This window comes from Microcoleus sp. Pol12B3 (assembly GCF_036701355.1).
Classification (GTDB): Bacteria; Cyanobacteriota; Cyanobacteriia; order Cyanobacteriales; family Microcoleaceae; genus Microcoleus.
This window is the reverse complement of the sequence record NZ_JAUBQS010000072.1, coordinates 1-13,183: the sequence shown is the minus strand read 5'-3', so window position 1 is coordinate 13,183 and position 13,183 is coordinate 1. Positions and strand designations below refer to the sequence as shown.

At 46.2% G+C, this 13,183-nt stretch carries 13 protein-coding genes and 1 tRNA gene; 9 read left to right on the top strand and 5 right to left on the bottom strand.

The features are described 5' to 3' along the window. Positions 1-74 precede the first annotated feature (74 nt). From QUA53_RS25005 to QUA53_RS24985, 5 genes are all read right to left on the bottom strand, one after another. Complete coding sequence (locus tag QUA53_RS25005; protein ID WP_333100418.1) at positions 75-1,055, bottom strand: HemK/PrmC family methyltransferase; 981 nt, start codon at positions 1,053-1,055, stop codon at positions 75-77. 113 nt (positions 1,056-1,168) lie between these two features. Further along, entirely contained in the window at positions 1,169-2,005 is an 837-nt protein-coding gene (locus QUA53_RS25000) for a Tic22 family protein (RefSeq protein WP_333100417.1), read from the bottom strand. A 152-nt stretch (positions 2,006-2,157) separates the two neighbouring features. Continuing rightward, a tRNA-Pro gene (locus QUA53_RS24995) sits at positions 2,158-2,231 on the bottom strand. A 270-nt stretch (positions 2,232-2,501) separates the two neighbouring features. Continuing rightward, the gene (locus QUA53_RS24990; RefSeq protein WP_333100416.1) at positions 2,502-2,723 is read right to left on the bottom strand and encodes a hypothetical protein; all 222 of its coding nucleotides are present in this window, start codon (positions 2,721-2,723) and stop codon (positions 2,502-2,504) included. Then, a complete protein-coding gene (locus QUA53_RS24985; RefSeq protein ID WP_172187348.1) occupies positions 2,708-3,259 on the bottom strand; it encodes a GNAT family N-acetyltransferase in 552 nt (183 codons plus the stop codon). Before QUA53_RS24985 ends, QUA53_RS24990 begins: the two co-directional genes overlap by 16 nt. Positions 3,260-3,502: 243 nt before the next feature. On the opposite strand from QUA53_RS24985, the gene QUA53_RS24980 reads away from it, so the two are divergent. The 9 genes from QUA53_RS24980 to QUA53_RS24940 all read left to right on the top strand — a co-directional run bounded on the left by QUA53_RS24980 (position 3,503) and on the right by QUA53_RS24940 (position 13,097). Then, positions 3,503-3,682, top strand: coding sequence for a hypothetical protein (locus QUA53_RS24980; RefSeq protein WP_333220613.1), 180 nt, complete (start codon positions 3,503-3,505; stop codon positions 3,680-3,682). A gap of 85 nt (positions 3,683-3,767) precedes the next feature. Beyond that, on the top strand, positions 3,768-4,493 hold the full coding sequence (locus tag QUA53_RS24975; protein ID WP_006631881.1) for a hypothetical protein: 726 nt from the start codon (positions 3,768-3,770) through the stop codon (positions 4,491-4,493). Between the two features lie 1,070 nt (positions 4,494-5,563). Then, positions 5,564-6,433, top strand: coding sequence for an alpha/beta hydrolase (locus tag QUA53_RS24970; RefSeq protein ID WP_333100413.1), 870 nt, complete (start codon positions 5,564-5,566; stop codon positions 6,431-6,433). Positions 6,434-6,794: 361 nt separating this feature from the next. Continuing rightward, positions 6,795-7,937, top strand: a complete 1,143-nt coding sequence (gene hrcA, locus QUA53_RS24965) for a heat-inducible transcriptional repressor HrcA (protein ID WP_445243266.1) — start codon at positions 6,795-6,797, stop codon at positions 7,935-7,937. An 834-nt stretch (positions 7,938-8,771) separates the two neighbouring features. Beyond that, positions 8,772-10,364, top strand: coding sequence for a methionine--tRNA ligase (metG, locus tag QUA53_RS24960; protein ID WP_333100411.1), 1,593 nt, complete (start codon positions 8,772-8,774; stop codon positions 10,362-10,364). A 105-nt stretch (positions 10,365-10,469) separates the two neighbouring features. Next, positions 10,470-11,075: a LabA-like NYN domain-containing protein gene (locus QUA53_RS24955; protein WP_006631885.1), complete on the top strand. Its 606-nt coding sequence runs from the start codon at positions 10,470-10,472 to the stop codon at positions 11,073-11,075. 183 nt (positions 11,076-11,258) lie between these two features. Continuing rightward, positions 11,259-12,455 (top strand): LPS export ABC transporter periplasmic protein LptC, encoded by a 1,197-nt coding sequence (gene lptC, locus QUA53_RS24950; protein WP_333100410.1) that lies wholly within the window; start codon positions 11,259-11,261, stop codon positions 12,453-12,455. A gap of 85 nt (positions 12,456-12,540) precedes the next feature. Next, complete coding sequence (locus QUA53_RS24945) at positions 12,541-12,702, top strand: hypothetical protein (RefSeq protein WP_333100409.1); 162 nt, start codon at positions 12,541-12,543, stop codon at positions 12,700-12,702. Between the two features lie 131 nt (positions 12,703-12,833). After that, complete coding sequence (locus tag QUA53_RS24940) at positions 12,834-13,097, top strand: hypothetical protein (protein ID WP_333249149.1); 264 nt, start codon at positions 12,834-12,836, stop codon at positions 13,095-13,097. Positions 13,098-13,183 lie beyond the last annotated feature (86 nt).

Genomic DNA, 13,183 nt, shown 5'->3' with positions numbered 1-13,183 from the left:
TACCCCAACTATAATCTCTCAAAATCAAGCAAGTATACAGAGTTGAAAAATTCTCTCTTTGCTAGCCTTGCTTCCTACCGCCGATAGGCTAAAGCAAACCGATCAATTCCTGCTAAATCAGAAAATATCTGAACTTCACGGTAACTCCCGTGACTTTGCAGCATATCAGCTACCGCCTCAGCTTGTCCCGCCATCATCTCCACCAACCAAACTCCCCCGGATTCTAAATAATCGGGAGCCGTTTCTACCAAATGCCTGATGCAATCTAACCCGTCCAAACCGCCATCTAACGCCAAATGAGGTTCGTGCTTCAAAACTTCCGGTTGCAGAGTCAGCACGGTGCTGCTGGGAATGTAAGGCGGGTTAGAGACCATGCCACTAACGCAACCTTTAAGAAAGGTTAGCGGTTCCCACCACAAACCTTGATAAAAATTAATTCGCGATGCAAAACCCAAATTCTCAGCATTCAGTTGAGCAACTGCCAAAGCTTCCGAACTGCAATCTACTGCATAAACCCTAGCATTTGTCAACGCAGAAGCCAAGCCGATCGCGATCGCCCCGCTGCCCGTCCCCAAATCCACCCAATGCGATTTGGCAAATTCTCCCCCCCGAAGCTCCCAGAAGTTTAAATCTTCTCCCCCCCTTAGTAAGGGGGGGTTGGGGGGGGTAGATTTTTGATTAATATTTTCTGCTTCTAAACGGCTTTTAACAGCTTCTACAGCCAAATCGATCAGCAATTCCGTTTCAGAACGCGGAATTAGCACCGCCGGCGTTACTTTGAGCGAAAAATGCCGCCAATGTGCAACTCCCATTAAATACTGCACCGGCACCCGTTCCTGCAAGCGCCGCTGCCACAATTGAGCAAGTTCAGATAAAGACAACTTTAATTCTATTTTTGGCAAATCTTTAAACGACTCCAAACGCAGAGCCAACCTATCCAAACCAGCCAGCTCTTGCAACAGCCAGTCGATTTCTGCTAGGGGAATGTCATAGGTAATCGCCTCGGTTTTAGCTTGATTCATCCACTGCCAAACCTCTAAACCCGAAACTAACATAAGACTTTGGTAATAATTGCTAATTGCTAATTTCTAATCCGTAAATAGTAGGTTGAGTCGAGAAACCCAACCTACTAATCAATGACTGATAACTGATGACTGCTGGCTAAGTATTAGCGAGCCGGTCGAGCTGGAGCCGGAGAGGCTGGAGCCGGCCGAGCTGGAGCCGGAGCCACCTGTTGATTTTGGCCCGCACCAGAAGGTTGGAGCGATCGCACAAATTCCAGCGACTCCCGCGACGGAATCAAAATCATTTGGGTCAAAAACGGGTCGTTCTCAGTACGCAAAGCTTCCAAAACGCTCTCCAAGTTCACCACCTCAATCTTAATTGTGGCGGTCACGTTCGGCTGCTGCTGCTTAAAACGATCGACCATGCCCTGTAAATCCTCCTTGTTAAAAAACAAGGGAATCACCTCTTGCTGACCCCGCTGAATCGTCAAATAACCATTTTCCGCACCGCCTCTGGCCAAAAACAGAGGTACACCGTTGAACTCGTTAACTTGTTGACCAGTCTGCTGAAGTACAGTTTTAGCCGACTGCACCTGCTGCGGAGCCGGAACGAAAGCAAATTGAACTTCCTCCGGCTTGCCTTTATTTGCTTGAGTGATCTGATAAATTTCGCCCAGGGAGACCGGCATCACGCGCACCGAGGCCGCCAACTGAGGATTTCTGGTTTTCAGTTGATCGACAAAAGCTTGAGCATCTTTTTGGCTGATGAAAATTCCCGCCACGGAAGCATTACCAGTTTGACCCTGACCCTGCTTGGGAACAGAAGCGATCAGGGGCGCACCCTGAGCGTCTGTAATCGTAAATACTGGCACCGATCGCAATTTTTCCAAAATTTGCGGCTCCGGCAGTGCCAGTGCAGACATCTTGCCAATTGGGGAGGGGCCCAGCAGAGTGCTGCCGACAATTCCCAATATTGCGCCCAAACGAACTAATGATTTCATGTTTTTTCCATCAGGAGCGATCCTGAAACACATTAACGCAAAGACTGGCGACTTAACACGATCGTCAAAAACTGCCTCAATTTGTTTTCATTTTGACGAAATGTAAACATCTGAGACAGTTCTGCTTAAATCTATTATTTAACATTGTGCGATCGGGATGACAGGATTTGAACCTGCGACATCCTGCTCCCAAAGCAGGCGCGCTACCAAGCTGCGCTACATCCCGGTGTTATAGTTAGCTAACCTCTAACCATTAACACACAAAACCGCTTGCTTGTCAAGCTTTATTAAATATTTAGCTCTAGATACAGCTAAGGCAAAGTTTTTTTCAGGTTGTGCGGTTTGACCCCACCCAAAAACCGATACCAGCCCCTAACTCCTATCGTGATCTGCTCACAATTTTAGACCCTAGTTCAAGCTCCCAGATTCATCTGTGGAATAAATCTCAAATAGTTTCTTCAACTGAGGGCGACTCGACTGACGGGGACTTGACGGCTCAACTGAGCGCCGATCGTCTGGAATCACTCGCCGCAGTCTCAAATCTCAAATCGACTGACAATACTTGCACAGTTTCATAACTGGTATGCTGCCGAGATACATCCACGGGTAACTGACCGCAGCGCACAGGTGCAGTTGGTGTTGGCAGCGTCAATATTGTATTGTATTTCCTCAACAAATCAACGCCGACCTGCACCTCGCTCGCTAATCTGGATACCAAAACATACCTTTGATCCCCTCTGGATCGGACATAAAGCCCAAATTGCGGTAAAAGTCCACCACTTGAGGGTCAGCAAATAAGGTAATGTTGCTGATATCTTCACTGCGGAGTTTTTTAATTATGTATTTCATCAGCGCCTTGCCCATGCCCTTGCCCTGGTAGTCGGGATGAACTACCACATCCCAAAGCGTGGCATTAAAAGCATGGTCTGAAGTCGCTCTGGCGAAACCCACCAGCCGTCGCTGGCTGCCCCGCATCTCCCACATAGAGACGACTAGGAAGCTGTGCTGAATAGCTTTTTTGACTTTACGCAGGGGACGGCGGGACCAACCCACTGCATTACAAAGTTCTTCGAGTTCGTAGAGGTCAATGTCCCGATCGCAACTGAAAAAGATGCGAGCGTTGCCGCTGGCGGGTTTGCGAAACGTTGGGGAAAGCGGATCGCCTAACCCAACAGCCACATCTTCCTCAAAATCCGCTGTTTGGGGTACAGAGGCAGACTCAGAACTACTAAATAAGTTTTTCCAAAAACCCATGCAGGCGCGGTTAAGGTAGTAGAAGTTGGACGACGAGAAAGAGAACCCGAAAGATAAATCCACTCCGATCGGCGTGGGATGAATTGCGGGTAACCTCTTGAGGAACAGTTTACGGTACACTCATCTTACGCCGAAAACAGGGATTTGTCGTCCAACATTGAGTCTGCGCTTTTTTGATTCTGTCAAGTTTGGTAGAACTGTTCTGCTAGCCAGTGCCCGGACAACCCGCTTTTAAGGTAAAATTTGTTGCCGAACCAGGACAGAGGCATTTTGGGAATTGCTTCTTTTGAGTGCCGCCGATCGCGTCGGAACTTATACCCTTGGTGGGAAATAGCACTGGAATGGCGCAACGGTGACATTCTCGTGATAAGTTCTCAGACAGATTTGACTTTTGCTTTTAGTGAGGAGACGGGCACAATTTAAGTCGAATCGTCGAATCGAAAATCCCATTGCCATAAGGCATGGAAGAGTCAATACCTCATATATCTCCCGCACCTTCTCCTCAATTATGGCTTCGGGTTTAAAACCATCTACACTAGAACTCCTCAAGCGCTTTAACCGAGCGTTTCCGCAGTTTTATGAGCAATTTGTCAGCAGCGAAATCCAGTTGCAAAACCTCAAATTAGCTTACCAGCTTTACAAAACTCGGCAAGCAGTCATCGAAATTCGAGCCGAAGGTAACAAAAGTGCCCTGCATTTTGCTTACCGGAACCAGTCTTTTCTACTGAGCGATATTTTTGGAGTGCTCGCGGCCTACGGACTGACAATTCACAGTCTGAGTCTGTACGGTCAAATTTACCCGCCCATGCTGGTATTTATCAAATTGGTCGTATCTCGCGGTGGCAAGGTATTGGCAGATAAAACAGCAGAAAACGTCTGTAGAGCCGTTCGAGAGGCCTTGGCGGGACATTTTGAGGTTGAAGAGATGTTGGCGGTGGAATTTAATTTAGACGCGGGTTTGGAAGATGTGGCAACTGAATTCTACGTCGATCCGGTTTTCCACTTGCCAGCTTTGCTGATTGAAGCAGATAATCAACCTGGACTTTTTTACAAAGTTATGTATGCCATCTGGCAAGAGGATTTGTTGGTCGTAAATGCTAATTTGCTGGTTTGGCGGGGGCGAACTCGCCTAATTCTCTACTTGTTGGGGCCCAATGAAAGTTTAATCCCCGAGTATTTGGGGCAGAAAATCGCTGAGGGGGTGCGACAAAGATTGCTGGGCGAGCGATTTTAGGGCAAGTTAGCGATGATATCTAAATAACTAGATTTCTCTAAGCAGACATTAGTTTACAGAAGTTTTCCAGTGAGATAGGGCAAAAAGATCGACACCATTACCATTGTTCGTACAAACGAGTCTAGATAGCGGTTATTATAAACACGGGAGACCCCGAAACGATGTTGTCAAGCTTTTTAAGCTTGATGGCGTACTTTATCTACAAAATAACCGCCTTAATAGAAAAGATGTGCCAAAGACATAGGGGAGTTTTACCAGCAATATAGCAATTCTTGCAGGAGTCGTAAATTTTTTACCCCACCCCAACCCACCCCGAACCCGATCTGAGTTTCTAATAAATTCACCAATGATGGAAGGATTGCTATATTGCTGACTTTTTTTAGTTTGTAAAATCAGCTTGCGGAACTACACGCAAAAGTCGTAAGTATTCGCAAAAATCCCCTAAAATTACGTATTACCTCTTTCAAAACTAGGTATAACTAAGGCTACTTAGCTATACCTAGTGATAGATTAAAGCAGTCTTGAATCATCACAATTTTTCTGGTTTAAAGTTAAATGTGGAAGGTACGAACTTAATTTTGGACTAGACTACCAAAATATTTGTAATCGAAATTGATACTGAGATTCCGAGGATTTACGATTTACAAATCGGCTAAAAATGGGAAAAATGTTGTCGAAAAAGGCGCTTCAAAAATCGCGCTGATGTATGTCATGCTTGCGAGTATCATACAGCAGACAGAAATTTGAATACTGCAAAAAACATATAACGCTGGGAGAGAAGGAATATTTATTCCAGGGCGATCGGATAAAAGGGCAAGTTAGGCCAAGATTGCCAGTGAAGTGGAGAAAAATCTTGTAGCGTTAACTTAAGACCGCGCGTTGCAGCAGGAAGTAAGAGGTAAATCGATAAAGTTGAGTCTTCTTGACTTACTTATAGCGCTTCTTGAGTAGATGAGGTAAGCAATTTCACTGAAAAAGCTTTAGAAAACAGGGTTTCGGCGTACTCTCTCTTTCTGAGAAAGGCTATACATAGGTTTACATAGGTCTTATGGAGCGGGTAGGATAAAAGTATGGCAACAATCGACATCCTAGGGGTTCGGCACGCTTACGATTTGACGGCTCCGACTGCTACTTCCCCGGTTCTGGTATTTGTCCATGGCTGGCTGTTAAGCCGCCACTACTGGCAACCTTTGACCGATCGCTTGGCATCAAACTATCAGTGCCTTACCTATGATTTACGGGGGTTTGGCGATTCTCAATCGGACGCAGGCGATGCTCGTCCATGTTCCAAACCGCTAAATTCCTGTTACACTCCCGCAGCTTACGCTCGCGATTTGGAACTTTTACTCGAAAAACTCGATATATCTTCTGCTTGGCTGGTGGGACACTCTCTGGGCGGTACGATCGCTCTATGGGGAGCCAGCCAATTGTCTGATCGTATTAAAGGTGTGGTCTGCATCAATGCAGGGGGTGGCATCTATCTTAAGGAAGAATTCGAGCGGTTTCGAGCGGTAGGCAAGCAGCTAGTAACAATGCGTCCCGCCTGGCTGCCTCGCTTGCCCTTAGCAGATTTCGTCTTTGCCCGCGATTCTGTAGCCCGCTCGATCGGAAGATCTTGGGGACGGCAGCGCTTAATAGATTTCGTGGGAGCTCATCCAGAGGCAGCTTTGGGGGCTTTGTTGGACTCGACCACAGAAGCGGAGATTCACCTCTTGCCACAAATTGTGTCCCAACTCAAGCAGCCTGTTTATTTTATTGCCGGTACTAAAGACAAAATTATGGAACCAAAATACGTGCTGCATTTGGCTAGCTTTCATTGGATGTTCCAAGGTTGCGGCGAGAATGTCCTTCAGCTTCCCGATTGTGGCCATTTGGCAATGGTGGAACAGCCGGATGCAGTGGTTAGTTACCTGCAAAATATTCTGAAACAACACACTTAAAGCGAATTGGGTCCAGGAAAGCCGACGAATCAGGCATTGGACTCAGATCCGGTTCGGGGAAACGAAGCTCCCAAATAGAAAGTTATAGCAGAAGGAAAAAGGAAGAAGGAAGAAGGCTTTAGTTGTTCTCTAGGAGAGAGGAAAGTAATTGGCTAGATGGGGAAAGTGCGATTAAGAACGTCCTAAGCGTCCGGGCGGTTGCTATACAAGTTACAAGTTAAAACATTCTTCCTTCTTGCCTGTTCCTTCTGCCTTTGCCTAAATCTGTTATCTTAAATAGATAAGTCTGCCCGCTCGCCCTCTTCGGACAGACGTTTCGATTAAATAGTGGCTTTCAACTCTAAATTCTAATTCTGCTTAAATATCTGTGCGCGTTAACCTCACCGATCGGCAACAACACATCCTTTGGGCAACGGTTCGCCACTACATAGCTACAGCGGAACCCGTTGGCTCAAAAGCTTTGGCTGACGAATTCAACCTCAGCGTCAGCCCAGCTACAATTCGCAATGCGATGGGGACTCTTGAAAAAGCTGGACTGCTTTATCAGCCCCACACTTCGGCAGGACGAGTCCCCTCTGACTCCGGCTACCGAATTTATGTAGACCAGTTGATTCAACCCTCTGATACGCTCGCCCGCAAGGTGGAACAGGTACTAGACCAACTCAATTGGTCGGATGGTCGCATGGACGCGGCACTCCGTGGCGCTGCTCAAATCCTGGCAACTATCAGCGGTTACATAGCCATGATCACCATACCGCAAACCAATATGGCTTGCTTGCGCCACTTGCAACTGGTGCAGCTAGAGCCGGGAAAGGTGATGCTGATCGTGGTGACGGATGCTTACGAAACTCAATCGGTTTTGGTGCAGTTGCCGAGGGACGCAGAAGGTAACACGCCTGATGCCGAAATCGTCGATCGCCAATTGCAGATTTTGTCGAATTTTTTGAACACCAAGTTGCGCGGACGATCGCTCTTGGAACTCTCGGCTGTAGACTGGAGCGAGTTAGACCGGGACTTTGAGCTGTACGCTGAGTGGGTGGGAACGATGCTGACTGCTTTGAGCAGCCGCCAAAGCAATCCAACCTACACGCGTATTCTAATCGGCGGTTTGGCAGAAGCGCTGCGCTTGCCTGAGTTTTCGCAGTTGCAGCAAGTTCAAACTTTGGTGCAATTGCTCGAACAAGAGCAGGAACTGCTTTGGCCTTTGATTTTTGAATCGCCTGAGTTAGACACCCCCGGCAAGCGGGTAACGGTGCGTATTGGTTCGGAAAATTCCTTAGAACCAATTCGTGGCTGTACTCTGATTTCTTCGACTTACCGCCGGGGATCGGTCCCGGTGGGTAGTGTTGGGGTTTTGGGACCGACGCGGATGGTTTACGAAAATGCGATCGCGGTGGTGGAAGCGGCAGCCGATTATTTGTCAGAAGCTATTGGTGGAAATCGAGTTAGTTTTCCTGATGGCGATCGAGGGCGATCGGATCATCCCTTGTTAGATGCACCCTAATGTGATATCCCCAAGCTTAACTGGCTTGGGGTTTGATTGTCTGTGGACGTACTCGCAACCTTTATAAACCGGGTTTTGTGACAAAAAACTTAGGCTTTTATCCCACATTCCGCACCTTGGGGTGTTACACAGCATATTTACGCAGAAAACTATATCTTTAAAGTAATAAATTATGCTTTTAAAAAATTTTTTATACGTTAATCTACGGTATTATAGTATAACTTATAGTTTTATTGCTGCATAAAAATAAGTAAAAACCGATAGTGACACTTGAGGGTGCGCAATGTGGTTTTATACTCTTTGTGGGGTAAGAAACTAAAGCTTCGCGCTTGACCAGAGAGTTTCGTAAACAACCCGGTTTCTGCGTCCATGAGCGACTCGGAAAGTGGCAGGAGTTGCGGGCGATCGACTTTCCAGCGATCGGGAGCAAGAGATGGCGATGGTGAGCGATCGCGCATTTAGAGAAAGTGGTCGCGGAGTGTTAGTCGAATGGGAGGTTTAGCAGCTTAACCGATGAGTTTTGTTGCAAACCGGGTGGGCGATCCCCCGCCCTAGGGATAGCGGCTGCGACAAATAAATTGAGGAGGCGCGAACCCCGTGATCGTCGATTCCCAAGGCAGCAGAATGTCAAAATATTAAGACATTTTAGAGAGTTCGTCAAAAACAACTAAAAAAGATTAGTGTGGAGATGAAAGCAATATTTCTTTTGGGAATAGCCCGGCTTAGACAATTGCAAATAACTTGCAGTGAATTTGGCTTGATTGCAATTCAAAAAAAAATTAACTGCTGAGTTAAGCTCGAAACTAAATTTAGGGAATTTTCTTTTAGCATTCAATGAAATCGACTGATAAAACTAAGAATACCTTTGCGATAACAACGCCTCTGTATTATGTAAACGATTTACCTCACGTTGGCAGTGCTTACACGACTATGGCTGCAGACGCCCTAGCCAGATTTGAGCGGCTGCGGGGTAAATCTGTTTTGCTGGTGACGGGGACCGACGAACACGGGCAGAAAATTCAGCGGACAGCCGAGAGTTTGGGACGATCGCCCCAAGCTCACTGCGATTCAGTGGTTCCGGCGTTTGAGGCGCTTTGGGAGCAACTCGACATCCAGTACGATCGCTTCATCCGCACAACTTCGCGGCGCCACGAGTACATTGTCAAAGAATTTTTCCAACGCGTCTGGAACTCCGGCGACATCTACTTGAACCAGCAACAAGGCTGGTACTGCGTCTCCTGTGAAGAATTTAAGGATGAAAGGGAATTGTTGCCGGGAAATCGGTGTTCCGTCCACACCAGCAAGGAAGTTGAGTGGCGCGACGAGGAAAATTACTTTTTCCGTCTCTCGCGGTATCAAGACCAACTGCTGGCATTGTACGCAGAACGTCCCGACTTCATCGCGCCGGAAAGCCGACGCAACGAAGTGCTCAGTTTCGTCAACTCTGGACTGCAAGACTTTTCGATTTCTAGAGTGAATCTCGAATGGGGTCTACCAATGCCAGTTGACCCCAGTCACAGCATCTACGTCTGGTTTGACGCTTTGCTGGGATACGTCACCGCCTTGCTAGATCCGGACAGCGACCCGCTGTTGGAGAATGCTTTATCTAAATGGTGGCCGGTTGACTTGCACTTGATCGGCAAAGATATTCTTCGCTTCCACGCAGTTTACTGGCCGGCAATGCTGATGTCAGCGGATCTGTCGGTGCCGGGTCGCGTTTTCGCACACGGGTTTTTGACCAAAGACGGCAAAAAAATGGGAAAAACGGAGGGTAATACTTTAAACCCTGTCGAATTGGTCAATAAATACGGCGCTGATGCAGTACGTTACTATTTCCTCAAAGAAATTGAGTTCGGAGAGGATGGGGATTTTAACGAAACTCGGTTTATCAATATATTGAATGCTGAGCTAGCAAATGATTTGGGAAATTTGCTTAATCGTACCTTAAACATGGCTCGCAAATATTGCGGTGCCTGCGTACCAAATGTGTTAGGAGAAAACATTGAGGGTGACAACCTTCTCAAGGCTATGAGCCGGGGTTTGGGCGATCAAGTAGCGGGTTTTTACGAAGACTTGGCTTTTAGCAAGGCTTCCGAAGCCGTGCTTGCATTAGTTCGAGCCGGTAACAAGTTTATTGATGTGCAAGCACCTTGGAGTTTGTACAAGCAGGGACAGATCGAAAGTGTCGAACAGGTGCTATATTCTGTTCTGGAATCTGTTAGACTAGCATCTTACCTTTTATCGCCGATTATTCCCAATATCAGCAACGCTATCTATCAGCAGCTAGGTTTTTCAATTGACTTTAACGATCGAGTTACAGTTAACAGTTTAGCAAATTTTGCAGCTCATGCTGCCTGGGGCGCTTTGCCTGCAAACCAAACTCTGGGGGAACCCCAACCTGTTTTTAAGCGGCTCGAACTGCTGTAAACAGTACCTTCTTAGTTGACAGCCAGCGCTCTGGGTGTTATGACAGACTACGAATTAGCAGTTATTTCCTTACCAATCTTTCATAAAAATTGAGGCATAACAATCATGTTGAATAGAATAGAAAGCAACGACCTTTTTACGCCGGAACAGGTTCTAGAAAATCGGGGTAGAGTGGCAATTTTTATTGACGGTTCTAACCTTTTTTACGCAGCTTTGCAGTTAGGAATTGAGATTGATTACACTAAGCTGCTGTGCCGTTTAACTGCGGGTTCGCGGCTGCTACGCTCTTTCTTCTACACAGGTGTCGATCGCACTAATGAGAAACAGCAGGGGTTTTTGTTGTGGATGCGCCGCAACGGCTACCGCGTGATTTCTAAGGATTTGGTACAGTTGCCAGATGGTTCTAAGAAGGCGAATTTGGATGTAGAAATCGCTGTGGATATGATGGCTTTAGTAGGTTCTTACGACACGGCGGTACTGGTAAGCGGTGACGGCGACTTAGCTTATGCTGTAGACGCTGTGAGCTATCGCGGTGTGCGGGTGGAGGTGGTGAGTTTGCGATCGATGACGAGCGACAGTTTGATTAATGTAGCCGATCGCTATATCGATTTGGAAATGATTAAGGACGACATCCAAAAAACATCGCGCCCTAATTATGCTTACCGCCCTTTGTCTGGTCTGAGCTTGATGGAGGAACACGACGACAGATAGGGATTTGGTAATGGATAATGCGTAACGGGTAATGGGTGATGGTTAATGGTTTGAATAATGGAGAATTAGAAGTTAAAATTTTTAACAAAGCATGAAACTTTTTTAATTTTTGATTAAGTGTTTTTCAATACCCAATTATCAATTACCGATTCCCAATTACCGATTGCCAATTCCCAATGCCCAATGATTAATCTCACATCCCCACTTTCCCATTTCAAATCCCCAAAATGGAGGCTGCTATTTTTAGCAGCACTGCTTTTGGGGATTGATTCTTGTTCGGTTCCGCAAGAGACTCAAAAGAATAAATTAGCTGAGGATCTCCAAACTGCTCAACAGTCAAACAGCACTTTAACTTTAAACAAAGTAACTCTAGAACAAGCAAACGAAAAGGGCGAGACGTTCTGGAAAGTAAACTCGCAAAATGCCGTTTACAGCAAAGATAAAAAGATAGTTAACGTTGAGAAACCTGTAGGCAAATTGTTTCAGGACGGCAAAGAGATTTATGACATTCAGGGAGAAACCGGGCAGGTATTTCAGGAAGGAAATCAGGTTTTTCTCAAAGGTAACATAGTCGCTACAGACCTGAAAAATGGAGTGGTGTTACGCGGAAATGAGTTGGAGTGGCGACCAAAGGAGGATGTTTTAGTTGTCCGTAACAATTTGACGGGAGAGAACAAACAGGTGACGGCTTCAGCGAAGGAAGTGCGGGTTTTCAGCAGGGCTAAGAGGATGGAGTTATTCGGTTCTGTGGTGGCCAATGTTAAAGATCCGATTTTGCAATTGCGAACCGAGCACTTAGTGTGGTTTGTGGGGCAACAAAAGGTAAACAGCGACAAACCCACTCAAATAGACAGATACAAAGATAAAATAGTAACAGACAGCGGTTTTGCCGACCAAGTAGATGTAGACTTAAAGACCAAAATTGCGACGCTGACAAAAAATGCTCAGTTGATGCCATCAGACCCACCGCTGCAAATAGAAAGTAGTTTGATGAGTTGGAATTTTCCCGCGCAATATGTGATATCGCCCGGGCCTGTGAAGGTTTTGCACCGCGTGGAAAAGGTGACGATGACTGGCGATACGGGGCGCGGAGATTTAGAGAAAAAAATATTTTATTTGACGGGCAATGTGGTAGGAATTGGGGAAAAACGTCAAGCTCAATTAAATACCGATCGAGTAACGTGGTATTTAACTAACCAGACTTTCGACGCGGAAGGAAATGTGGTTTACAAGCAACTAAATCCGGTGTTTAATTTGACTGGGCCGAGGGCAGCGGGAGAGCTGAAAAATCAAACTGTGATTGTCAAAGGCGACGGTGGCGGTGGCCAAGTGGTTACGGAATTTGTACCGGACGAGTATAAGGGAAATTTGGGACAGTAGAGGGAGTTGCAACTGCAGATGTTGGCAGATGAACGCAGGGGAAAGCGGATATAATTAAGATTGGATTTAGTAAGGAGCGGTTGGGATGACAACAACTTTAGAAAAGTTAGAAGGACTCGATGAATCTATCTTAATTGATGGGTTCAGTTGTAGAGAGTTTAAGGCTGTTGAAAAGTTGCTCTCGCGTTCCGGGGTGAGACTGCAGTTTTTAGATAGGGTATTTGAGATTAAGCTGTTCAGCATCTAAAACGCATATTGTACTATAGCAATCCTGGCGGGGTGACAACCCCGCCGCAACCCAGATAGAGAGAGGTGTTAACCGACTTGTGGTAAAAAAAGATAGGTCAGAAGAAGGTTCCCAACGACCTATCAAAAAATATGCTACCCCTATTTTATCAGACACATCTCCAACAACACTTAACTCGCGCTCAGTTTTTAGTATTAGGCATCTTGCTCGAACTGCTGCAATCTCAAAGACAAGTAAAGTTAGAACGATTAGCCTCTGTGTTTCCCTACCCGATTACTACCGAAAGTCGGCGTCGCAAATTACAAAGGTTCTTGAGTTTACCTCAATTAACGATCGAGCGGATTTGGTATCCCATTATTACTTACAGCACTTCCGGATGTTATGAGGTACAGTAGCAGCAATTCGTAAACCAGTTTTTGAGATGTTTCGGATTAATTAAGTCAAGAGCCACAGCAATTATGGTGTCAACCATTTTAGTGGT